This is a genomic window from Paenibacillus doosanensis, assembly GCF_025060755.1.
Classification (GTDB): domain Bacteria; phylum Bacillota; class Bacilli; order Paenibacillales; family NBRC-103111; genus Paenibacillus_S; species Paenibacillus_S doosanensis.
Map to the genome: position 1 here is coordinate 48,622 of NZ_JANYUY010000013.1, position 25,051 is coordinate 73,672.

At 55.5% G+C, this 25,051-nt stretch carries 15 protein-coding genes; all 15 read left to right on the top strand.

Annotated elements, in window-relative coordinates; all coding sequences use genetic code 11:
• Positions 1-42 precede the first annotated feature (42 nt).
• The 15 genes from N0M98_RS11925 (at position 43) to N0M98_RS11995 (ending at position 25,041) form a co-directional block, all read left to right on the top strand.
• Positions 43-1,362 carry an ABC transporter substrate-binding protein gene (locus tag N0M98_RS11925; protein WP_259617983.1) on the top strand — a complete coding sequence of 440 codons (1,320 nt, stop codon included), beginning with the start codon at positions 43-45 and terminating at the stop codon, positions 1,360-1,362.
• A gap of 9 nt (positions 1,363-1,371) precedes the next feature.
• Positions 1,372-3,078, top strand: coding sequence for a sensor histidine kinase (locus N0M98_RS11930; RefSeq protein ID WP_259617984.1), 1,707 nt, complete (start codon positions 1,372-1,374; stop codon positions 3,076-3,078).
• 8 nt (positions 3,079-3,086) lie between these two features.
• The gene (locus N0M98_RS11935; protein WP_259617985.1) at positions 3,087-4,727 is read left to right on the top strand and encodes a response regulator; all 1,641 of its coding nucleotides are present in this window, start codon (positions 3,087-3,089) and stop codon (positions 4,725-4,727) included.
• Positions 4,728-4,919: 192 nt separating this feature from the next.
• Positions 4,920-6,254 carry an ABC transporter substrate-binding protein gene (locus N0M98_RS11940; protein WP_259617986.1) on the top strand — a complete coding sequence of 445 codons (1,335 nt, stop codon included), beginning with the start codon at positions 4,920-4,922 and terminating at the stop codon, positions 6,252-6,254.
• Positions 6,255-6,326: 72 nt separating this feature from the next.
• A complete protein-coding gene (locus tag N0M98_RS11945; protein ID WP_249861838.1) occupies positions 6,327-7,196 on the top strand; it encodes a carbohydrate ABC transporter permease in 870 nt (289 codons plus the stop codon).
• Between the two features lie 12 nt (positions 7,197-7,208).
• The gene (locus N0M98_RS11950) at positions 7,209-8,039 is read left to right on the top strand and encodes a carbohydrate ABC transporter permease (protein WP_249861839.1); all 831 of its coding nucleotides are present in this window, start codon (positions 7,209-7,211) and stop codon (positions 8,037-8,039) included.
• Entirely contained in the window at positions 8,039-9,010 is a 972-nt protein-coding gene (locus N0M98_RS11955; RefSeq protein ID WP_259617987.1) for a phosphoglycerate dehydrogenase, read from the top strand. Before N0M98_RS11950 ends, N0M98_RS11955 begins: the two co-directional genes overlap by 1 nt.
• Positions 9,011-9,028: 18 nt before the next feature.
• Positions 9,029-9,151 (top strand): hypothetical protein, encoded by a 123-nt coding sequence (locus N0M98_RS11960; RefSeq protein WP_259617988.1) that lies wholly within the window; start codon positions 9,029-9,031, stop codon positions 9,149-9,151.
• 64 nt (positions 9,152-9,215) lie between these two features.
• On the top strand, positions 9,216-10,121 hold the full coding sequence (locus N0M98_RS11965) for a dihydrodipicolinate synthase family protein (protein ID WP_249861841.1): 906 nt from the start codon (positions 9,216-9,218) through the stop codon (positions 10,119-10,121).
• A 49-nt stretch (positions 10,122-10,170) separates the two neighbouring features.
• Positions 10,171-11,964 (top strand): L-fucose isomerase, encoded by a 1,794-nt coding sequence (locus N0M98_RS11970; RefSeq protein ID WP_259617989.1) that lies wholly within the window; start codon positions 10,171-10,173, stop codon positions 11,962-11,964.
• 22 nt (positions 11,965-11,986) lie between these two features.
• Positions 11,987-13,684 (top strand): ribulokinase, encoded by a 1,698-nt coding sequence (locus tag N0M98_RS11975; RefSeq protein WP_259617990.1) that lies wholly within the window; start codon positions 11,987-11,989, stop codon positions 13,682-13,684.
• A 322-nt stretch (positions 13,685-14,006) separates the two neighbouring features.
• Positions 14,007-19,664 carry an S-layer homology domain-containing protein gene (locus N0M98_RS11980; RefSeq protein WP_259617991.1) on the top strand — a complete coding sequence of 1,886 codons (5,658 nt, stop codon included), beginning with the start codon at positions 14,007-14,009 and terminating at the stop codon, positions 19,662-19,664.
• 206 nt (positions 19,665-19,870) lie between these two features.
• Positions 19,871-22,183 (top strand): helix-turn-helix domain-containing protein, encoded by a 2,313-nt coding sequence (locus tag N0M98_RS11985; RefSeq protein ID WP_259617992.1) that lies wholly within the window; start codon positions 19,871-19,873, stop codon positions 22,181-22,183.
• A gap of 179 nt (positions 22,184-22,362) precedes the next feature.
• Positions 22,363-23,991, top strand: coding sequence for a type 2 periplasmic-binding domain-containing protein (locus N0M98_RS11990; protein WP_259617993.1), 1,629 nt, complete (start codon positions 22,363-22,365; stop codon positions 23,989-23,991).
• Positions 23,992-24,084: 93 nt separating this feature from the next.
• Positions 24,085-25,041 (top strand): ABC transporter permease, encoded by a 957-nt coding sequence (locus tag N0M98_RS11995; protein ID WP_249861847.1) that lies wholly within the window; start codon positions 24,085-24,087, stop codon positions 25,039-25,041.
• Positions 25,042-25,051 lie beyond the last annotated feature (10 nt).

Below are 25,051 nucleotides of genomic sequence, written 5' to 3' on the forward strand. Positions count from 1 at the left end.
AATGGACTACACAGAAGTCAGCTTACCGGGATGTGACAACGTATGAAGTTTACTATAATCCGCCGGTTGACCGCGCTTGTTTGCTCTGTTAGTTTGCTCGGTCTGCTTTGCGCTTGCGCGGGCGCCAATGACAGCGCTTCCCGAAACGGAGCGGGCAAGGGCGGCTTCGCGGACCGCACGCTATCGGTATTTATGGGCAGAGGGCCTGCGGCGGATGTCATTAAAGCTTCTTTGCCCGAATTCGAGTCCGAGACGGGGCTCAGGGTCGACCTGCAAATTTTCTCCAATGAGCAGTTAAGCACGAAATTGACCGTTCAGCTGGATGCCGACAGTTCAAGCCCGGATGTATTCATGCTCAGGCCCTTGGAGGAGTTAAAGCTGTTTCACAAAAACGGCTGGCTGCTGCCTTTGGACGATTACGTCCGCAGGGATGCCGATTACGGGTTCGGCGATTTCTCCCCGTCCGCCATCGATTCTACGACGGATAACGGGCAGCTTTTATCTATCCCGCTGTCCACGGAACAGCAAATTTTATACTACCGCAAAGATCTGCTGCAAAAAGCCGGGATTCCCGTACCCCGAACGTTAGACGAGCTGGAGGAGGCGGCGGCGAAGCTGCATGATCCGCAGAACGGCGTATACGGTTTTGTGGCGAGAGGGCAGAAGAACGCGCTGGTGACGCAGCTGTCTTCGTTTATTTTCTCCGAAGGCGGGGACTTTCAGACAGGCGGGCGGGCGTCGCTGAATTCCCCGGACACGGTCAAGGGCATGACCCGGTACGTTAATCTGCTCAAGCGTTACGGGCCTCCCGGCGTCATGAATATGGGGTGGCCGCAGGCCATGGGCATATTCGCTCAAGGCAAAGCCGCGTTCTATACCGATGCCAGCGCCATCTATAGCTCGGCCGCCGACCCGGACAAATCGGCGGTTGCCGATAAGGTGGGCTACGCCTTGTTTCCCGCCGGACAAGCGGGAGCGAAGCCCTTCAACATCACGGCCTGGGGCATGGCCATCAACGCCGCTTCCGCCAAGAAGGAAGCCGCTTGGACCTTCTTGCGCTGGGCGACGAGCAAGGATCTGGTCATGCGGTCGCAGCAAAAGGGAAATCCCGGCGCGCGCAGCTCCGTCTGGAACGATCCCCAGGGAGTAAGCGGCTTCCCGAAGGAATATATCGCCGTCGTTAACGAATCGATTCGATCGGGCGTAGGCCACGACCGGCCGCAGGTGATTAGCGTCGGCGATGCCCGCGATGTGGTCGGCGATATTGTGATCAAAGGGCTGCTGGGAGAAGATGTTCAAGAATCGGCGGATAAGGCCAACATCGAATTTCAGCTCATCATGGACAGAGACAACCAAAAATGAGGTACGCGTATGCGCATAAATATGAACACCTTCGGAAAAGTGATTACGCTCATTGTCAGCCTGCTTGTTCCCATCATCGTATTATACGGATACTCCCATCAAGTCAGTGTCGACGTCGTAAAGCAGACGGTGGAGGACGGAAACCGCAACCGTCTTTCTTTTTTTATGAGTCAGATGGAATCGATGATCGAGCAGCTGAGCCGGTATTCCGTCGTCGCCAGCAAAGATTACAGCATAACGGAATACTTGAACGGCCGCAGCCACAGTTCCCCGATCGTTCAGGTGCAGAGGCAGCAGCGGATTTCGGAGATGCTCAATATGCAGATCGCTACCAGCAGCTGGAACAATCAGCTGATTCTATACATGACCGATTCCCGCGAAATCATCTCGACCGACTATTCCGTGGCGTATAGCGAATCCTACCTTCGAGGCTCGGAGTTCAGGAAGTGGTCGCATCGCGCGCTGGACAACCAGACCTTCTTCTCCCGAATCAGCGAGTCGGACAAGCCGAATTTACTCGTTGAAGTTCGCTTTGCCGACGACAATATCGAAAACATGCTGAACCTGCTCAAGCAAGGGGGAGACACCGATCCTTTTCTGTACCAGAGGGGGCAGGAGCCGCTTACCAGCCGATCGGCCAATCTGCCGCTGGTCAAGGGCGTCATCGACCAATTGGAGCGGACGCCGCTGGAGAAAGCGGCCAGCCGAACGATTACTCTAAACGGCGAGCAATATGTCGTCAATTATATCCGCTCGGAGAGCTTGGGCTGGTATCTCGTCGATTACGTCCCGCTGGAGAAAATATATTCGCCTATTACAGTCAGCCGCAATTTATTTTACGTGATCGCCGGACTGCTGCTGCTGCTGAGCATTCTGGTTACGCTGCTGCTCTACCGCCATGTGCAAATCCCGATCCGGCTGCTTATACGCGGCGTGCAAAGAATTAAAGACGGTCAATATTCCGCGAGGCTGAAGAAGCAGCCGAACAATGAATTCGACTTCCTGTTCAACAGCTTTAACGAGATGGCGGAGCAGATTCAAGACTTGATTGAAAAGGTGTATAAAGAGACGCTTCGTTCCAAGGAGGCGACCTTGAAGCAGCTGCAAGCGCAAATTAATCCTCATTTTTTGTATAATTGCTTATTCTATATAAAAAGCATGGCGAATCTCGGCGAGAAGGAGGCCGTAGCCGCCATGGCTTTGAATTTAGGCGAGTATTACCGTTATGCGACCCGCACGGAGAAGCAGATGACCACGCTCAGGGAAGAGCTGAAGCTGGTCGAAAATTATTTGATCATCCAAAACCTGCGCATGGAGCGGTTCCACTATGAAATCGACATACCGGAAGCTATGCTGGATTTGACCATTCCGAGGCTCGTGCTGCAGCCTCTTGTCGAGAATGCGATCGTGCACGGAATCGAGAATAGTCCGGCGTTCGGACTGATTGCCATTTCCGGAGAGAGCCGGGACGGGCTCCACCGCATCATCGTGGACGACAACGGATCGGGGATTACCGAGGAAGGCATGTGCCGGCTGCAGAAGGAAATGACGATGCCGATGGGCGAAGATACCGGGTGCGGTCTGTGGAATATACACCAGAGGCTGTCCCAAATGTACGAAGGGCGTTCGGGCCTGAGCTTCTCCCCGTCACCAATGGACGGATTCCGTGTCGTTATGGCATGGGAGGACCGGCAAAATACGCATAAGGAAAGGTGAGAGGCGGCATGTTCCAATTATTAATCGTTGACGACGAGTCCGCGGTTGTGGACAGTCTGTCCGATACGCTGCCGTGGCAGACGGTAGGGGTGACCTCCGTGTTCAAGGCGTATTCCGGCTATGAAGCGCTGGAAATATTGAAGACCAATACGATCGATATACTGATCACCGATATTCATATGCCCGGCATGAGCGGCCTGGAGCTGCTCGCCAAGGCGCATCGCAGCTGGAAAAAAATCAAATGCATCCTGCTGTCGGGACATGCGGAGTTCGACTACGCCCGGCAGGCGATCCGCCATAATACCTATGAGTATTTGCTCAAGCCGGTCAGCGACGAAATGATCCTCGGCAAAGTGAAGGCCCTTGCGGAGCTGCTGCAAAAAGAGCGGGAGGAGCTGCTCACCTACCAGCTTGTCGCGCAGGCGTTCGAAGAAAGCCTTCCGAAGCTGAGAGGCGAGCTGTTGAACGAGCTGCTTCAAGGGCTTGAGCTTGCTCCGCGCAGTCTGCAGGAGAAGATGGAGCTGCTGAAGGTGAACATGCGCCTCGGCGCGGAATTCGCCCTCATGCTCGTACGTATGGAAGGCAAGCTGTCGGAGCTTGATTTATATAATTTATCCCTGATGGAATATGCTGTCGTCAACATGGCCGGTGAAATATTCGAGGACGGTTTCCGGCTGTGGCCTTGCAAGGATATTCACGGTTTCCTCGTGTTTCTGGTGACGTTGAAGGAAGGGAGGAAGGAGGAAGCGGCCGACTCGGAAAACGCCGACCAGCAGCTGCAGCAGCTCGCCTCCCAGCTGCAGCTGAGCGTCAATCATTACTTGAAAGGAACGGTATCGGTATTGATCGGCAAGTGGGGGCGGTTCCCGCAGGATGTTCCCAAGCTGTACCAAGACAGTCTGTACTCGCTCCGCAGGCGCATCGGCAGCCAAAGCGGCCTGCTGATCTATGTATCCGAGGCGCTGGAGCAGCAGCCCGTTCATTCGCTGCTAAGGCTCTACGAGCCGCCTTTGCTCGTTCATTTGCTCGAATCGGCCAGCTGGACGCTCGCCGAGGAGAAGCTGCAGTCCGTATTCCAGGAATTGCGCGCGAAGTGGGCCGACTCATCCGAGCATCTGGTCGAGGTCTTCTTCTCCATTTATGCATCGTTCAGTTCACTCGCCCATAAGAACGGGCGCGAATTGGCCGGTATGATCGGCCCGGGTCTATCCGACGTAGCCGGTCTCGCAGCATGCCGATCCCTCAAAGCGTTGGAGGAATGGACCTTCCAGGCGTTCCGGCTCATGAAGCAGAGCATGGAAAACGAAACGAAAAACGATCGCGAGCATACCGTCGAGAAAATCAAGCAATATATCCGCAGGCATTTGACGGAGGATGTGTCGCTGCAGGCTGTGGCCGATTACATGTATATGCATCCGGTACATATTTCCAGAATTTACAAACTGGAAACCGGCGAAAATTTGAGCGACTATATTTTGCGGTTAAAAATGGAAATGGCCGCCGTCATGCTGGCCGACCGCTCGGTCAAAAACTATGAAATCGCGCTGAAGCTGGGCTACCAGAATCCGAATTATTTTAACAAAGTATTTAAAAAATATTACTCGCTTACACCGCAGGAATATCGGTCCAAGCTTGATGAAGACGGTTGACAAGCGATCGAATCTCGCAGCTCGCCCTATAAGGCGGGCTGTATTTTTTTGGTTTTTTTGCCGGCAGCGGGCCGGAGAACTTGTTAAGATTGTATCCCTTAAGTTAAAACCTTCTCATATCAAGAGGCTCCCCGATTCCTTACAATAAATAGTGTAAGAGATAACTTGACAAGCTTCAGGGAGGTCTAACGAATGAACAAATGGGTATCGAAAACGGCGGCAATGCTGCTGCTGGCATCTGTGGCTGCCGGGTGCAGCAGCGGGGGAAGCACGAACGGGGACGCCAAGGAAAGCGGGGCATCCGGTACGAAGCCGAAGGAAACGTTAACGTTCTGGATGAAAAAACAGCTGTTCGACGATCAGAATAAGCTGATTCAAGAGCGCGCCAAGCAGTTTGGCACGGAGAATAACGTCAATGTGAATATCGAGCTGATCGCCTATGAAGATTTTTACCCGAAATGGTCGGCGGCGATCGAGTCGTCCACGACGCCGGACGTATCGTTCTTCGGTTATCAGGAAGTCGGCCAGTTTTATGCGAAAAACGTGCTGGAGGACGTAAGCGATTTAGTGAAAACCGTCGAAGGCGGCAACAGCGAAATCCAGGAGAGCATGAAGAAAGCGATCACGTTCCAGGGCAAGCAGTATGCGGTTCCGTTTTGGACGGAAACGCAGGTGCTGTACTACCGCAAAGATATGCTGCAAAAAGCCGGCTTCGATCATCCTCCCAAAACATGGGACGAGTTCAGAACGATGGCCAAGGCGCTGACCGATGCGAGCAAAGGAATATACGGAGCGGGCCTGGGCTACGGCAAAGGCAACTCGGACGCGGAGTTTCTGACGCGCGGCATCATCTGGTCCTACGGCGGATCGCTCGATACGAAGGACGGCAAGACGGTCATCGCCAATTCGCCGGAAACGGTGGAAGCGACGAAGTTTATCCGCGACCTGTTCCTGACGGACAAGAGTACGCCGCCGAGCTCGGTCGGCTGGGATGACAGCGGCAATAACAAGTCCTACCTGAGCGGTCAATCGGCCATGATCTTCAACGTCGGAAGCTTGCTCGGTACGATCAAGAACGATAATCCGGAGCTGTACGCCAATACGGGGATCGCCCCTTATCCGGCGGGACCGAAAGGAACGTTCATTCCCGGCATCAGCAATAACCTAGGCATTTTCAAAGATTCCAAGAACAAAGAACTGGCCAAAAAGTTCGTTGCTTACATGCTGGCGACCGACTGGTACAAGACCTGGATCGAAAAAGGAGCCCCGCTCACCGGGCCGGTTTACAGCAAGCTGATGAGCGAGCCGGTGTGGCAGGACGAGAAGAACAAAGCGTTCGTCGAATCGGTCAAAGGCTTCTACTTCCTCGGTTATCCCGGCGAATATAACCCGAAGGCGGGCGAAGTGTTCAACCTCCGTCTGGTCAACGACGCGTTCCAGAAGCTGCTGCTCGAATCCGGCTACACCCCGGAAGCGGCGGTCAAAGATTTGCAGGCGAAGATCGAAGAAACGTACAACAAAAAATAATAAACAGACTTCGGTGCGGCCGCAGCGGGCCGCCGGCCGTACCGAGGCTCCATAAGTAAGGCGGGATGCGGATTGAAAACGAACGAGGACAACAGGCTTGCCTACGCGCTCATGAGCCCGGTGCTGATTTATCTGCTGGCCGTCATGGTTCTTCCTTTCGGCTGGGCGGTATATTTAAGCTTCACCAACAAAACCGTCGGCGTTCCGGCGGCATTCATCGGATTGAAAAACTATACGGATCTGCTTCAGGAATCTATATTTTGGAAGGCTGTTTGGAACACTGTGGTGTTTACGGTCGTCGCTGTGATCGGCAAAACCGTATTCGGCATGGCGATGGCTTTGGTGCTGAACGAAAAGATCGTATTCCGCAACGTGTTCCGGGTTCTGCTGTTTCTGCCCTGGACGATTCCGACGATCGTGTCGGTGTTTACGTGGCAGTGGATTTATTCGGACGTAGGCGGAGTGCTTAACTTTATATTGATGAAGACCGGCTTGATCGGCGGCCCGGTGGGATGGCTCGCAGCCCCCGACCTCGCGATGTTCTCCGTCATATTGGTTAACGTATGGAGAGGAATTCCGTTTATGGGCATCGCCATTCTGGCGGGTCTGCAGACGGTATCGAAGGAAATGTACGAGGCGGCCATGCTGGACGGCGCCGGTGCGGTCAAGCGATTTATTTATATGACGCTGCCTTCGGTCAAAGAGGTTACGGTGCTGGCGGCCGTCATGACGACGATCTGGACGCTGAACGACTTTGAAATCATCTGGCTGTTGACGCGAGGCGGTCCTTCCAACGGCACGCAGGTATTGTCCACGCTCAGCTATACGATCGGTTTCTTGAATATGAACCTGGGCAAGGCCATTGCGATTGCGATCCTGACGATGCCTCCTCTCATTATGCTCATTAATATCGTCACGAAGCGCTCGCTATCGAAAGAGTAGGTGAATGGTTGCATGGAAAAGACATCCGTTAGCAAGCAGATTATTGTCTATGCCGTATTGCTCGTCCTGCTGATCTTCGCGTTATTTCCGCTCTACTGGATGCTGAATACGTCGTTTAAATCGCAGGCTGAAATTTATAATATGACGCCGTCGTTTTGGCCGAAGCATTTCGGCTGGAGCGCTTATGAGAAGCTGGTGTCCGAGAAAAACTTTCTCGCCAATGTGAAAAACAGCTTTTGGGTGTCGCTGATCGTCTCCTTGCTGTCCATCGCAGTCAGCATGCTGGCCGCTTATGCGATCTCGAAGCTGCGTTTTCGGGGGAGAGGCATCGTATCCAAAGGCATTTTGTACGCTTATTTGATGCCACGGGCGGTATTGTTTATTCCGCTGTATATGCTCGTCTCGGGGATCGGCCTCAACGATTCCATCTACGGCTTGATGCTCATTTATCCGACGATCACGATTCCGTACGCCACCTGGATGCTGATTTCGTATTTCAAATCGATTCCGGTGGAGATTGAAGAAGCGGCGATGATCGACGGCTGCACCCGGCTTCGGACGATGCTGAGCATTATTTTTCCTTTATCGGCGCCGGGGATAGCGGCTACGTTTATATTTGCCTTCACGCTGTGCTGGAGCGAATACCTGTATGCGCTGGTCGTTGTGACCAAAAGCGCCGACAAGACGATCACGCTTGGGTTATCCGATATGATCGTGGGGGACGTATTCGCCTGGGGGCCGCTGATGGGCGGTTCTATACTGGCATCGATCCCCGTAATTATTATGTACCTGTTTACATCCAAATTTATGGTCAGCGGGATGACGGTTGGAGGAGTTAAATAATGTTCACAGGAAAAAAAGTGCTCGTTACGGCAACCAATTACTCGGCGCTCTGCTCGGAAGCGAAGCAGCTGCTGGAAAGCCACGGCGTCGAAGTGATAGAAAACGACAAGGGACGCCCGTTTACCTTTGAAGAGCTGAAGGAGGTCGTGCATGAGATCGACGGCGTTGTGGCTGGCGTGGATACGTGGAATGAGGACGTATTCCGGCTCGCGCCCCGGCTGCAAGCGATAGCCCGGTTCGGCGTTGGGGTCGACAACATTGATCTGGCCGGGGCGCAGCGCTGCCGGATCAAAGTGACGAATGTGCCGGCCGGAAACGCCAACGCCGTAGCGGAGCTGACGGCAGGGCTGATTCTCTCCGTCATGAGGAATATTCCTTCGCTGCATCAGTCGGCCCGGCGCGGGTTCTGGGACCGGTTCGTCGGCGCGGAACTGATCGGCAAAACCGTCGGTCTGCTCGGTTTCGGCAATATTGCGCAGATGGTCGCCCGCAAGCTGCAAGGCTTCGACGTGCGGCTGATCGCTTACGACAAATATCCGAATGCGGATAAAGCGCGCGAGCTCGGCGTGGAGCTCGTTCACAGCGATGAAGTGCTGAGGACAAGCGATATTGTCAGCATGCATCTTCCGAGCTTGCCGGAAACGCATCATATGATGAGCGACGAGCAGTTCGCCGTGATGAAGCCCAGCGCTTACTTCATCAATACGGCGAGAGGGGCGCTTGTCGATGAAACGGCGCTGTATCGGGCCTTGTCCGGCCGCGTCATTGCGGGAGCGGCCATCGACGTATACGAGAAGGAGCCGGTATCCGCCGATAATCCGCTGTTCCAATTGGATAATCTGGTATCGACCCCGCACACGGCGGCGGAAACGTTCGAAACGTATCATAAAGTAGGCTTGGTCACGGCGCAGGCGATCCTAGATGTGTTTGCCGGCAAGGAGCCGCTTCATCTGCTGAAGGTCAAAGTCTGATAAGAAGAGGAAGATCGGATGAATCCCAAAGTCATCGTAGTAGGCAGCATCAACATGGATGTAGTCGCGCAGGTCGATGCGCTTCCGGTCGAGGGGGAGGCGCTGCTGACGCATAAGGTGTCGGAGGTGCCGGGAGAGTAGGAACTTCTATCGACCGCAGGACACGACGAAATTACCACACTTCTTAAGGAGATGGACTAATTCAATGAAACACTTGTATGGAGTTACGACAGCAATGGTTACCCCGTTCGACGAGGCGGGAGGAGTAAGGCTCGATCTGGTAGCGAATTTGACGGAATTTCTCATTTCCAAAGGGGTTCACTGCCTATACCCGCTCGGTACGACAGGGGAAATGCTCCGCTTGTCCGTCGAGGAACGGAAGGCGGTGGCCGAAACGGTCGTTAAGCAGGCTGCAGGCCGCGTGACCGTATATATCCATGCAGGTTCGATGAGCGAAGAGGATACGATCGCTTTGGCCCAGCATGCCTATGACATCGGCGCGGATGGAATCGGCGTCGTCACGCCGGTCTTCTTCGGCGCGAACGACCGCGAGCTGGAAGCTTATTACGTGAAGGTAGCGCGCAGCGTACCGGAGAGCTTCCCGGTGTATCTGTACAGCATACCGCAATGCGCCGCCAACGATATATCGCCGCAGCTTGCGCAAAGCATCGCCCGTCAATGCGGCAATGTGATCGGCCTCAAATACAGCTTCCCCGATTTTTTGCGGGTTAACGAATATTTGACGGTGAATGAGGGAGAGTTCTCGGTCGTGCCGGGAGCCGACCGTCTCTTCTTGCCGGCGCTGGCCATGGGCTGCGAGGGGGTCGTCTCCGGCGTTTCCTGCGTCTATCCGGAGCCTTTCGTTGCGGTGTACGAAGCTTTCCGGAATAACGACATCGAGAAAGCGAGAAAGCTGCAAAGGCTCGCTACCCAATACTGCGAAGCGCTCAAGAGCGGCGCCAATATGTCCTATTTCAAAGAAGCGCTTCGCATAAGAGGAATCGACGCGGGCGTGATGAAAGCCCCTCAGCTGGATATTCCGGCGGACGAAATCAACCGGCTGCGGGAAGTGTTAAGCGAGCTTGACCGGCAAGCGCAAACGCTGTTATAGAAAGCATCATTCACGATTACAAAGCAGATCATCCAGCGGGAGGACGAAGATGGAACAATCGGTTAGAGCAAATAGTTGGCAGGGCTCCTTGCCCAAGATCGGAATACGGCCTATTATCGACGGCCGCCGGGGAGGAATCCGCGAGTCGCTTGAAGAGCCGACGATGAAGATGGCGCAGGCATGCGCGCAATTGTTAAGCGGGCGTCTGCGTCATCCGAACGGCATGCCGGTGGAATGCGTCATCGCCGAAACGACGATCGGAGGCGCCGCCGAGGCGGCGAGAACGGCGGAGCATTTCCGCAGGGAAGGGGTCGGCGTGACGATTTCAGTTACCCCGTCGTGGTGCTATCCGCTGGAAACGATCGATACCGATCCGCATATGCCGAAGGCGATTTGGGGCTTCAACGGCACGGAGCGTCCGGGCGCCGTCTACCTGGCCGCGGCCTTGGCGGCCCATAACCAGAAAGGGCTGCCGGCATTCGGTATTTACGGCAAGGACGTTCAGGATATGGGAGATGGCTCCATTCCTTCCGATGTGCAGGAGAAGCTGCTGCAGTTCGCCAAAGCGGGGCTGGCTGTAGCCGCTATGCGGGGGAAATCGTATTTGTCCCTCGGCGGCGTGTCGATGGGGATCGCCAGCTGCATCGTCGATGAAGCGTTCTTCCAAAATTATTTGGGCATGCGCAATGAATATGTAGACATGACGGAGTTCGTCCGCCGTATGGAGCGGGGGATTTACGATCGGGACGAGTATGCGCGCGCGCTTGCCTGGGTGAAGGAACACTGCCGGACCGGCGAGGACGTCAACCCTCCGAGCCTGCGGCGGACGGCGGAGCAAAAGGAGAAGGATTGGGAATCGGTCGTGAAGATGGCTTTGATCGGGCGCGATCTGATGATCGGCAATCCGAAGCTGGCCGAGATGGGCTACGAAGAGGAAGCGCTCGGACATAATGCCATCGCCGCAGGCTTTCAGGGACAGCGCGCCTGGACGGATCACTTTCCGACCGGCGACTTCATGGAGGCCATTCTGTCAAGCTCCTTCGATTGGAACGGTACCCGAGAGCCGCTGATCATGGCGACGGAGAACGACAATCTGAACGCCGTAACGATGCTGCTTGGCCATTTGCTGACGAACAGCGCGCAAATTTTCGCCGACGTGCGGACGTATTGGAGCCCGGAAGCCGTGAAACGTGCGACCGGCCAAGAGCTGAGCGGCGCCGCTTCCGGCGGCGTCATCCACCTGATCAATTCCGGCCCCGCAGCGCTCGACGGCACCGGCGAGCAGACGATCGGCGGCAAGCCGGCGATGAAGCCGTTCTGGGAAATTACGGATGAGGAAGTAAGCCGCTGTCTGGCCGCGACGCAGTGGCGTCCGGCGATCGACTTTTTCCGCGGAGGGGGCTATTCGACGGACTTTACGACCCGCGGAGGAATGCCGGTAACGATGGCCAGAGTGAATCTGATCAAAGGCATCGGGCCTGTGCTGCAGCTGGCCGAAGGCTCTACGGTCGAGCTGCCGGTGGACATTCACCGGGTGCTGGACGAGCGTTCCGACCCGACCTGGCCGACCACCTGGTTCGTGCCCAGATTGACCGGCAGCGGCGCCTTCAAAGACGTGTATTCCGTCATGAATCATTGGGGCTCGAACCATTGTGCGGTCAGCTACGGTCATATCGGCAGCGAGCTGATTACGCTCGCCTCGATGCTGCGCATTCCGGTCGGCATGCATAACGTCGCCGAAGACCGGCTGCTTCGGCCGAGCGTATGGCCGGCCTTCGGCGCGAACGACCCGACCGGTGCCGATTATCGCGCCTGCCAAGCCTTCGGTCCTTTGTACCGTTAAGCCGGAAGGGGAGATGAGGCGCATGGATAAGCGATACGCGTTAGGCATTGATTTCGGAACCGAGTCGGGGCGCGCCGTTCTGGTCGACATTCATAACGGCGAAGAGCTGGCCTCCCATATTACGCCGTATCCCCATGGGGTCATGGATGAAAGGCTGCCCGGGTCGGGCAGAGCTTTGGGGGCTAACTGGGCGCTGCAGCATCCTGAAGACTACATGGCGGTGCTAAGAAAATCGGTTCCGGCTGTTGTGGAAAAATCTGGAATACACCCTGCCCGCGTCATTGGGATCGGCATTGATTTTACGGCATGCACGATGCTTCCGATCGATCGCAACGGCGTCCCTCTATGTTATCATGACGCTTTCCGCGATGAGCCGCATGCCTACGTCAAGCTATGGAAGCATCATGCCGCGCAAGAGCAGGCGAACCGCATCAATGAGACGGCTCGGCGCCGCGGCGAGCCCTTCCTATCCAGATACGGGGGGAAAAGTTCGTCCGAGTGGATGTTAGCCAAAGCCTGGCAGGTGCTAAGCGAAGCGCCTCATGTTTATGATGCGGCGGACCGCTTTATGGAAGCGGCCGATTGGGTTGTCGGCCAATTGGCGGGCAGGCCGGTGCGCAGCGGCTGCTGCGCGGGATATAAAGCGTTCTGGAGCAAAGAGGACGGCTACCCGGGGGAGGCGTTCCTCCGCGCGCTCGATCCCCGGCTGGAGCGTTTCGCTATAGATAAGCTGCGCGGCGAAGTGCTGCCGCTCGGGGAGAGAGCCGGGGAATTGACGGAGGAGCTGGCTGCCGAGCTCGGACTGGCTGCGGGGACGGCGGTCGCCGTCGGCATTATTGACGCTCATGCGGGCGTGGCCGGCGTCGGAGCGGTGCATTCCGGCCAAATGGTGATGGCGATGGGGACATCGCTATGCCATATGCTGATCAGCGATAAAAAGATTTATGCTGACGGTGTCAGCGGCGTGGTCGAGGACGGGATTATACCGGGATTATACGGTTACGAGGCGGGGCAGCCGGCGGTCGGCGACATCTTCGGATGGTTCGTGGAGCATCAGGCTCCCGCTTACGTAACCGGGCTTGCCGAAAGCGAGGGAATAGGCGTACACGATTGGCTGGAGCGGCGCGCTGCGCAGCTCAGGCCCGGTCAGCACGGTCTGCTCGCGCTCGACTGGTGGAACGGCAACCGCTCGGTGCTCGTGGACGCCGACTTAAGCGGTCTGATCGTCGGACTTACGCTTCAGACGAAACCGGAGGAAATATACCGGGCGCTGCTGGAGGCGACCGCATTCGGCACCCGCAAAATTATCGAGACGCTTGAGCGGGCGGGGGTTGAAGTGAAGGAACTGCTCGCTTGCGGAGGATTGCCGAAGCGCAACCGGCTGCTGATGCAGATTTATGCCGATGTGACCGGCCGTACGATCAAGGTAGCCGCTTCAGAGCAAACCACCGCGCTGGGAGCGGCGATGTTCGGCGCGGTCGCGGCCGGCCCCGGTCGCGGCGGCTATTCGGACATAGCCGAGGCGGCCCGTCATATGGCTCGCGTGCGCGATGAGTATTTTGTCCCGGATGCGGAGCGCGGCGAGGTATACGACAGACTGTACCGGTCCTATGTTCAGCTTCACGACTTGTTCGGCCGGGGAGGATGCGAAGTGATGAAAGAGCTTCTTGCGGTCAAGCTGGAGACGAGCCGCCGACAGCTTGCAGACGACAAAATATAAACCGATATCCGTAACCAATCTGTCCGCCTGGACCGGGTGGGGAACCGAAGCCGTTTTCGTTCCCCTGCCCGACCGGAGCGGGCTGTTTGTTGCGGATTTTTTTGCGCAAAGCCCGAAAATGATGATTCATTTTATAAATTAATGATATACAGTGAGTGAATTTCATGCCGTGTTCATGTTTTGGTGATTTCCCTCTCCCCGTTCTTCCGTTATAAATATAGGGTATAGGGACCGACTCTATTGTTGTATTGTTGCAAGCGCTTTAATCTAGTGGATAGAAGGGCTTGAAGCGCAAAAATGCAAGGGAGAGGTGACACTGAATTTGAAGGGGAAGATGAATAAGAAAGGCTTGTCCAAAGCGGTTTATATCGGGCTTACTCTGGCGCTGATGCTCGGCGGCATGCCTGCCGCACCTTCGGCGGTCCGCGCCGCAGCTGCCGGGACTCCGGGCGGCGTAGATTCTGCGGGCTTGCGGCTGTGGCTGAAAGCGGATGCGAATAGCGTCGAATTGGCGGGCGATTTCGTGAACCGATGGAAGGACAGCAGCCCGAACGGGAACGATTTCATTAATGACGGCACGGTCGACGCCCTCGCATCCCGGACTAAGCCGAAATATGTGACGGAGAACGACAACCTGAATTTTCAGCCTACCGTAAAATTTACCCGCAGCAGCAGCGGGAGTATTTTGCAGGACGTCGACGGCGTGTTCGCCGAAGGGGAGCAGGTGAACAACGCCAGCCTGTATACGGTAACCGGCGGTTCGCCGGCGATGGCGAATTCCTCCATCTTTAATCAACCGTTGGCGTCGGGCAGTCTCGGAGCGTACATCCCTCATACGACCGGAGCGGCGGCCGGCATGGGGAATGTGCTGTGGGACGTCGGAACGACCGCCACTCGTGTAAACGCATCTAATATTGTCGCTCCGAACGATTATAACGTATGGGGGCTTCATTTCGACGCCCATCCCGAGACGGTTGGCTCGAACGTCTACCAATCGATTACCCGCGACGGAAAGCAGGAGGCGACAGGGACGCAAACCCGCGCTCCGATGACCGGCAAAGGCGGCGCTGCGGCGTCAATCGGCTCTGCGGCAGGCGGAGGCTCGGGCTATGAAGGCAATATGGGCGAGCTGATTCTGTTTACGAATCCGCTTACAGCCGTGCAGAAGCGGCAGGTGGATACATACCTGGCGATCAAGTTCGGCTTGACGCTGAAGGAAGGCGATTACTTGTCCGCCGGCCCTTCTCCGCAGATCGTGTGGAACGCCGCGGCGAATGCCGGTTACGGCAATCATATTGCCGGGATAGGTGCGGACGAGGTCGGTGCGCTGCAGCAGACGCAAGGCCGCAGCAGCCAGAAGGATCAGGACCGGCAGATCCTAGTTACGGCCAAGCAGCCGCTGGCGGACAAGCAGTATTTGATGTGGGGCGATAATGACAGTCAAGACGACGGAGTTCCGTACGGAACCGATTATAAACGGCTGTCCCGCATCTGGAAAGTGCAGCAAACCGGCGGTGTAGGCACGGTTCAGGTAGCTGTCCCGGCGGACTTGATCCCACTCGGCGGCGTGCTGTTGACGAGCGGCGGCACCGATTTCGGCAGCGCTTCGGCAACGCCGATGACGGCGGCGACGATTCATGGAGCTCCTTATTATGTAGCCGATGCGGCGCTCGCCAGCGGCTCGTATTTTACCTTTGCGGAAAAGCTGCCTGACGTCCAGTTGACGAAGCTGGAGATTTGGAACGGCGCGGAGAACGCGCTTGGCGGCTTTGATCCGGGCAAGATGAACGGATATGAAGCTTTGGTTCCGGAAGGAGCGGATCAAGTTAAGATCGCTGCGCAAGCGGGCGGCGGCGTCGACCTGAAGCTGACGCTCACGAATTACTTGCAGGCTGACGCGCCGGTTGCAGACCCGGATCGCGTGCCGCTTGTGCCGGGAGTAAACAGGCTGAAGCTCACATTGTCGAGCGGTGACTCCATCAACGTCTATACGGTGGATATTATACGTAAGCTTGCGGTGGCCGAGGACGGCCGGATCGAGCTGAACGCAGGCTCGGTGACGGCGAGCTCCTATCAGCCGAACACGAATTATGTGCCCGCCAATGTGGTGGACGGCAATTGGGAGGACCCGGAGAGCCGCTGGTCGGCATCGGGGCAGGGGCAATGGCTTCAGTTCGATTTGGGGCAGCCTCAGCCGGTTACCTACGTGCAAATCGCGTTTCTGAATGCGGCGGAACGCTTATCTACCTTTGAAATCCTGGAGTCGAACGATCCTGATTTCGCTTCAAGCACCGTCCTGCTGGAGAAGCGAAAAAGCCGCTCGCTGCAAGCGACAGACAGCGTGCTGCAGCCTTATGTGCTGTCGAAGCCGTCAACCGCCCGCTATTTGCGCTTCGTCGGCTACGGCAACACCGCCTCCGGCAGCTCGGGCAACTGGAACAGCTTGACGGAGGTGGCTCTGTACACGGGGACGCCTCCCGTCATCGTAGAGCCGGAGGAGCCTACGGGACCTCCCCAAGCGGGCGATGTTCCGGAAGGACCGCCGCCTGTGCTTGACGTCATTCCCGTAAGCACGGCAGAGCAATTGCAGACGGCTCTGGATCAAGCCAGGCCGGGAATTGAAATCAGGCTGAAGAGCGGCTCTTACGAGCAAAACGGACCGTTCGTCATTAAGGACAAGCAGGGCACGGCCGCACTCCCGATCCGGATTACGGCGGAAGAGCAGGGCGGCGCCTTAATTAAAGGAAACAGCTATCTTCATGTTGAAAATTCAAGCTATGTCGAAGTATCCGGCCTTGTGTTCAACAACGGGATCGGTATGCCCGGCCTCGATTATCGTGGGATCGACAAGGATCTGGCGGCGGGGATAAAGGGAGAGGACCCGTCATCCGCTACCGTGCCGAAAGCGCAGCTTCCGCACGCGCAGGTTCATCCCGGGATTGAACTGTACAATTCAAGCAATATTTCAGTGCTGCGCAACAAATTCGCTCTCGACGAGACAGGGCAGCCTTACCGGTTCACCGCTTCCGATGAGATCGGTTCCGTATGGTGCTTGGTCAATATCGAGGGAAGCTGCCGGATCGGCGGAGATCATTATGATGCCGACAGGCCCGTGTACACCGGCGATACGCCGTTCACGAATTCTTCTCTGCAAACCGATAACGGCACGAACCGCCACTTCATTCGCGTCGAGGGGATCGGCAGCCATAACCGGATCGCCTATAACGATATCGGACCGAAGAAAGGGTTCGGCGCTACGGTTATATACGACGGGAAGGAAGGCTACAACGTTTCGCAGTACGACGTCATCGAGTACAATTACTTCCATGATATCGGTCCGCGCGTAACGAACGGGCTTGAAGCCATCCGACTCGGTTTGTCCGGCTTGTCGCTTGCGTCCGGCCATGTGACCATTCAGCATAATTTGTTCGACGGGCTGAACGGAGAAGACGAAATCGTATCGGTGAAGAGCAGCGATAACGTCATCCGCTACAACACCGTCCGCAACTCCTACGGGGGCATCGTAGCCCGTCACGGGCACCGTAACAGCTTCTACGGCAATTTTATTTTCGGCGACGGGAAAACCCCGGGCTTCAGCGGCTTCCGTATTTACGGCAACGATCACAAAATTTACAACAACTATATGGAAGGCCTGACGACCAATGTGATCCGCCTCGACGGAGGCACCGAAGATGCCGGTCCGGACGGCAGCACGAACCCGACGGTCAAATGGCTCGAAGGAACGACGGAGCAGACGGCCAAGCTACGCGATCTGCCGGCGGATAAGCAGACGGAAATTCTCCGCGGCCACTGGCGGCAGTATAATGTGGAAGTTTTCAACAATACACTGGTCAATGTAGGCAATAATACGTCCAGCTTCAGCATCGGAGGAAGAAACTATCAGCCGGTCGGCACGAAGGTTTACAATAACGTCGTCTACAGCAATGCGGGCGTCATGTTCAACGAAACCTCCGCCGCGCAGAACGCGCCGGAGAGCGAACGCCAGATCTATGTCGGCAACCTGGTAGAGGGTACGGCCAATCCGACCAATATCTCCAATGCCGCCCGGGTACCGGCGAGCGCGATTGAGAAGAAGCCGCTGCAGCTCGTGCGCAGCGCGGACGGCCTGATCCGGCTGTCGGCAAGCAGTCCGGCCATCGATGCGGCGAAGGCTCCGTACCTTCCTCAGGAGGATATGGACGGGCAAACCCGCTATAACATGCCGGATGCCGGAGCGGACGAGTACGACCGCCAGATCGCCCCTACGAACAGGCCGTTGACTCCGGCCGACGTAGGGCCTAACGCAGGCAAGACGCAAGAAGAAGGGGAAGCGGGCTTAAGCGCGCTCTCCTTCGATCCGGAGGGCGGGCTTGTTCCCGCCTTTAACGAGGACGTCACTTCTTATCAAATGACGGTTCCGGCCGAGCAAGACAGCCTGAAGGTCATTCCGACCGCAATAACCGGCGGTTCCCTGATCACGGTGAGCGCGGACGGGGCCGGACCGCTTGCGGTCGCGAGCGGCCAGCCGAGCGGCGCCATCGCCATTGCCGCGGGAGGCACGGTTCTTGTGGTGACAGTATCTCTTCCGTCGGGAAAAAGCAAATCGTACACCATTGCCGTACAGCGCGGGCAGGGGGGAGAGCCTTCTTCCCCGCCGACGGACGAACCGATCGACGGGCTGCGATTTGCCGACAATGCGTACAGCCTGAAGGTTAACGGCACCCAGTCTACGGTCGTTTACGCCGTCTATCAGGGAAGCTCCCGCTTGCTGACGGGAGCGTCCTTCCATACGGAAAACCCGCAGATCGCGGCCGTGGATTCCCAGGGGAAGCTGACCGGGGTATCGCAGGGGGAAACCGTCGTTGTCGCTACGTATAAGCAGTATAATGCGAGAGCTGCGGTGAAGGTAACCGACGATCAGACGGCCGGCGGAGAAGCGGGACTCGGCAGCTTGTCGGTTTCTCCGATCGAGGAGATGAGCCCTAGCTTCGATCCGAGCACGACCGTTTACAACGCGACGATACCGTACAATGAGAGCCTTCTTACGCTGGTGCCCGCGTCTTTGGCAAGCGGTTCGCGAATTACCGTCAGCGTGGACGGAGCAAGTCCCCAGACGGTGGCAAGCGGGCAAGCCTGCACGGTAACTGTCGGACAAGGCGGCGCGATCATTACGATTGTAGTATCGCTGCCTTCGGGAACAAGCAAGACGTATACAATCGCCGTGCATAAGGGGAGCGCTCCTCCCAGCCAACCGGGCGACAACGGATCGAACGGCGGGGATGGCGGGTCGACCGTAATCGTCCGGCACCGCTCCGGTTCATCGGCAGCGGCTCCCGCACCGGCGGAAGTAACGCCGGCCGTACCGTCTGAACCGGGAACGGCCTCTCCCGGAACGGCTGCCCCGAGCAAGCCTTCTCCGGGAACGACGGCTCCCGCAGAGCATCCGGTCTTCGCCGATACAGCCGGACATTGGGCGGAATCCGCGATCGCCAAGGTGTCCGGGCTGGGCATCGTTAACGGCTACCTGGACGGCAGCTTCAAGCCGGACGAGCCGATGACGCGGCTGCAGTTCGCCGTCATGCTGGTCCGCGCGTTGAAGGCGACGGCGAGTGACGCCAAGGCGGAATTTACCGATCAGACGGACATACCGGATTGGGCTTTGTCCGACATCGGGGCGGCGGTTCAAGCCGGCATTCTTCAAGGATACGAAGACGGTACGCTGCGTCCCGGCAGGGAGATCAACCGCGCCGAGATGATTACGATGCTGGCGCGAGCGGTCAAGCGGGACGGCCAATCGTCCGCAGCCCCGATGTCCTTTGCCGATCAGACAGACATACCGGATTGGGCCCGCTCCTCCGTCTCCTATGCGGTTTCCGCAGGTATCGTGCAGGGGAAGGAAGCCGGCCGCTTCGCCCCGGGCAGCATCGCAACAAGAGCGGAAGCGGTGACGGTGATTATACGTATGCTGGAGCTTCAATAAACGAAAGGGGCGCCCTGCGCCCTATAAGGGATGGCCACCCGCAAGGGACGGCCTTCCCTATATTGCGTAATCGGGACCTCGCAGCTATTGTCGGCCGCAGGCCGCGCCTTCAATCGGGCGATTGCATGAAGATGCTGCCCTCTTCCTCCCTTTCGTGTATAATGAAAAAAGAATGAATGCAAAAAAAGAACGCGGGGGCAACGGATATGAGTCTTGGAAAACTCCGTTTTAGTACACGAAGCGTCATCGTCAACTGGCTCATCTCCTATATCTCCGTATTGCTCGTCCCGACCGTTATCAGCGGTATCATATATGCGGCGACTTGGCATGTCGTGGAATCGGAAGTGAACCGGGCCAACGAATCGCTTCTCCGGCAGATGGAGCAGGCCATCGACAGCAACCTGGCCGGTATTGAGCGGCTAAGCGTCGAGATGGCCTTGAGCAAGCGGCTGTCCGGATTCATTACGACATCCAAGCCGCTGACGGATACCGATTACTATGACGTGGTCGGCATCGCCGCCGATTTGCGCGTATATAAAATGGCAAACGACTATATCGACCAAATCTACGTGTATTACAAAAATAGCGACACTGTCGTATCTACGCGCGATCATATCGACAGCCGCACGCTCTACGAGACGATCCGCGAGCGGGAATCCATGAGTTACGAGGAGTGGAAACGTTTTTTTGACAAAAGGTATATTCAAGAGTACGCTCCGGTCACGTTGCGCGAAGGCGGGGAATCCACGAAGGCGGTTATGTACGCCAAATCGATTATTCTCGATAACCCGGAGCAGCCTGGAGCGGTGATATTATTCGTCATCAAGGACTCCAAGCTGCTTGAAAATATCAGCTCCGCGAACAAATCTTCCATTGCCGTGCTGGATAAGGAAAATCGTCTGATCGCATCCGACAGCTTCGAACAAGCTCCCGATTTTCTCGTTCAGGAGCGTTTATCCGGCAAAAACGGATTGTTTTACAGCAAAATGAACGGGGAAGACGTCGCCGTGACTTACACGACATCCGACAGCACCGGGTGGAAATACGTATCGATGATGCCGGCCGAGCTGTTTGACGAGAAGATGCAGTACGTCAAATCGCTCATTACGATCAGTTTGATACTGAGTCTGTTCATCGGGGGAGTCGTCAGCTACTTTTTCGTAAGGAAAAATTACAATCCGATCAGCATGCTTATTCATAGCTTGTCCTCCCAATCCGGAATTTCTTTCGAGGAAGGCTCCAACGAGTACGGCTATTTGCAAGCGGCGCTGAACGATACGTTCGCCGAGAAAGAGAAGATCGGCCAGCGGCTGGAGAGGCACCGCAGCGCCATTCGCTCCCATTTCCTGCAGGGGCTGTTAAAAGGCAGGATGGAGCAGGATGTGCCGGTGCATGAATCGCTCGCAGCCCATAATATCCGGCTGGAGACGCCTTATTTCGCCGTTCTGCTGTTTTACGTCGATCATTACGGCAAATTCGACGCCTCCGGATTCGTGGACCCCCATAAGGAAAAGCTGGTGCATTTCATTATTATGAATGTTGCGGAAGAAGTGGCCGGAGGCCGTCATCAGGCGTTCACTACCGAGACCGACGATATTCAAGTGTGCATCGTCAATTTCAAGGAGGAGCGCGATCCCGCAGCGCTGAATTCCGTTGCGGAGCAGGTCAAATCGTTCATGCTCGATCATTTCCATGTGCGGCTTACGGCAGCGATCAGCGGCATTCATGAAGGGCTGGACGGGATTCAGAGCGCCTATCAGGAATCGCTTGCGGCGCTGGAATATCGGCTGGTCATGGGGAGCGGCGAAATTATTCGCTACGAAGACTTGCCCAGCGCAGGAGCCGGGAAGGAGACGGCGGGCTATTATTACCCGCTGCATATCGAGCAGCAATTGATCAACTTCGTGAAGACGGGCGATTACGAAAAGGCGAAAGCGTTAGTTGACGACATTATCGACATCAACGTATCGGATGCGCCTTTATCCGTGCCGCTGGCCAAATGTCTCATGTTCGATCTGACCAGCACGCTGCTCAAAACGATGGATGAAATCGGGGCGAGCAATAAGCGGGAATTGATGGAGCGCGTCAATCCGGTCGACCGTCTGACGGGTTGCGAGACGATCAAAGAGATGCGGGTGCAGATCGGAGAAGTGCTTCAGCAAGTATGCCGATCGATCGGGGACGACCGTAAGCAGGATCATAACCAGTTAAGCCGGCAGGTGATCGCTTTCGTGAAGGAGCATTACAGCTCGGAGAACTTGAACATCACCATGATCGGTGAAACGTTCAAGCTGACTCCCTCCTATTTGTCCAAGCAATTTAAGGCGCAGACGGGTGAGGCTCTGCTTGAATTTATTAATAAGACCCGGCTTGAGGAAGCGAAGCGGCTGCTTGGCGAGCAAACGTATTCGATTATGGAAATCGCCCGGAGGGTAGGCTATGCGGATATTAACACCTTCAACCGGGTGTTCAAAAAGTATGAAGGCATTACGCCGAGCAAATACAAGGAGATCGTATAACGCATGAAAAGCCGCCCAGCAGCGGCTTTTCGCTATTTTACACGGCGATTGTGGATAATAAGGAGAGGGATTTTCGGTTTTACAGACCGATTTCGTTTTTTAATGATTTCAAACCGGCGTTTTCCGTTCCATAATAACGCTTAGGTAACAAGTCTTACACATGAATGAGGGGGATTGGCATGAAGAAGTATTCTAAGAAGAAAACGATCGGCATCGCGGTATCCGTTGTAGTCGCTTCCGCCAGTATGCTGACAGCCTGCTCCGGCTCCAAGGAGAACGCGGGGCAAACCGGAACGGGAAATTCTATAACCACACCTGCCGCAGAAGCCGGCAAGTATCCGGTAAACACAACGGAGACGCTTACGTCTTGGGAACAAATTAATAATAATTTGCTGACTTTCGTTCCTAATCTGGCCGATTCGCCGTTCGGCAAGCAGCTGGAGAAGGATACGGGAATTAAAGTGAAGTATTCCCATCCCGCCGATGGGCAATCCAAGGAGCAGTTCAATCTGCTCATCGCCTCCAATAATTTACCGGACGTGATCGAATACGATTGGAACAACGCCTATCCGGGCGGTCCGGAGAAAGCGATTGCCGATAAGGTGATTTTGCCGCTCAATGATCTCATCGATAAACAGGCGCCGAATTTAAAAAAATTGCTGCAGCAGGATAAAGAGCTCGATAAGATGCTGAAGACAGACAGCGGCAAATATTACGTGTTCCCGATGATTCGTCCGGACAACGGGCTTGTGTTCCGCGGGCCGATGATTCGTAAGGACTGGCTCGACGAATTGAATTTGCAGGTGCCGACGACGATCGACGAATGGTATACGGTGCTGAAAGCGTTTAAGGAAAAGAAAGGCGCTACCGCTCCGTTCACCGCTCAGTACAGCAACGAATTCAATGTTCAGGACGCTTTCATCGGCGCCTATCACACCGCCAACCGCTATTATGTCGACGACCAGGGCAAAGTAAGATACGGTCCGATCGACCCGCAATTTAAGGATGCGTTGAGTCTGCTGCGCCAATGGTATGCGGAAGGCTTGATCGACAAAGACTTCGCGCTCAATACCGATTCCAAGGCGTACGACAGCAAGATGCTGAGCAATGCGTCGGGTGCAACGGTAGGTCTGCTGAGCGGAGGTATGGGCAAATGGATGGAGAGCGGTAAGAAGCAGGACCCGAAATTCCAGCTGGTTGCGGCTCCTTATCCTACGCTGAAGAAGGGTGAGCGGGCGTTTATCGGGCAGCGCGATTTCAAATTTAATCCGATCGCCAGCAAGGCGGTAACGACCGCCGCCAAAGATCCCGAGCTCGCCGTCAAATGGCTCGATTACGCATACAGCGAGAAGGGCAGCATGCTGTTCAACTTCGGTATCGAAGGGGAAAGCTACACGATGAAGGACGGCAAGCCGACCTTTACGGATAAAATCACGAAAGATCCGAAGTATAATTTGCAGCAAATGGTGACTCAATATACGAAACCGAACGGACCGTTCCTCGGCGATGCAAGAAAAAGCTTCAATACGTTCAAGGAGCAGGACGACGCTGTAGGAGTTTGGGAACAAACGGACGCAGCCAAGCACGTCCTGCCGCTGTTCATTACTCCAACTGTAGACGAGAGCAAGGAAGTCGCCAAAATCAACACGGCTATCGCAAGCTATAAAGAAGAAATGTTCGTTAAATTCGTGATGGGCAAAGAACCGCTCGATAAGTTCGACGACTACGTGAAGCGTATTAAAGAGATGGGCAGCGATAAAGTAACTAAAATTTACCAGGATGCCTACGACCGTTACAACAAGCGTTAATATCATTCGGCTCCTACGCAGAACTTGGGACGCGCGCGGCCTGGCCGGCGCGTCCTCTCTGCACAGGGCCTCAGAAGGATGGAGTGGAATTATATGACCGCAATCAATCAAGAGGCTGCATCGGTCTTTGTAGAGAAAAAGCGGACAAAAGCGGGCCTGCTGCTCGATATACGGAAGAACAAGCTGCTGTATGTCATGCTGCTTCCGGTACTGCTGTATTACGTTATATTTCATTATGCTCCGATGTACGGCGCGATCATCGCTTTCAAGGATTTTTCGCCCCGGCTCGGCATTTGGGGAAGCGATTGGGTCGGTTTCGACAATTTCCGGACGTTTTTCACCGGCGCCTACTTTTGGCGGACGATCAAAAATACGATTCTTATCAGTTTCTACGAACTGATCTTCGGGTTTCCGGCTCCGATTATTTTGGCTTTGCTGCTGAATGAAGTGAAGCATTCGATATTCAAACGCACCGTACAAACGGTGACTTATATGCCGCATTTTATATCGCTGGTCGTCATATGCGGGATTATTAAAGATTTTACGTCCAGCAACGGAGTCATTAACGACTTGATCGCCTGGATGGGCGGAGAACGGTTCACCTTCTTGCTCGAACCGGAAATGTTTCGTCCCGTCTATGTCACTTCCGGCATATGGCAAAATATCGGCTGGGGGACCATCATTTATTTGGCTGCGCTGACCGGAATCGATCCGGAACAATATGAGGCGGCGCGGATTGACGGGGCCGGGCGATGGAAGCAAATGATTCACATTACAATTCCCGGCATTATGCCGACGATCGTCATTTTGCTCATTCTGGAAATCGGGCGGATGATGAATGTAGGATTCGAAAAAATCATTCTGCTGTACAATCCGAGCACGTACGAAACGGCCGATGTCGTCTCGTCTTACGTCTATCGGGTCGGCTTGCAGGATTTCAATTACAGCTTCAGTTCGGCGGTCGGTTTGTTCAATTCGGCAGTCAATTTCACCCTGCTTATATTCTCGAACTGGCTGAGCCGCAAATTGAACGATACGAGTCTATGGTAGAAAGGGGGCA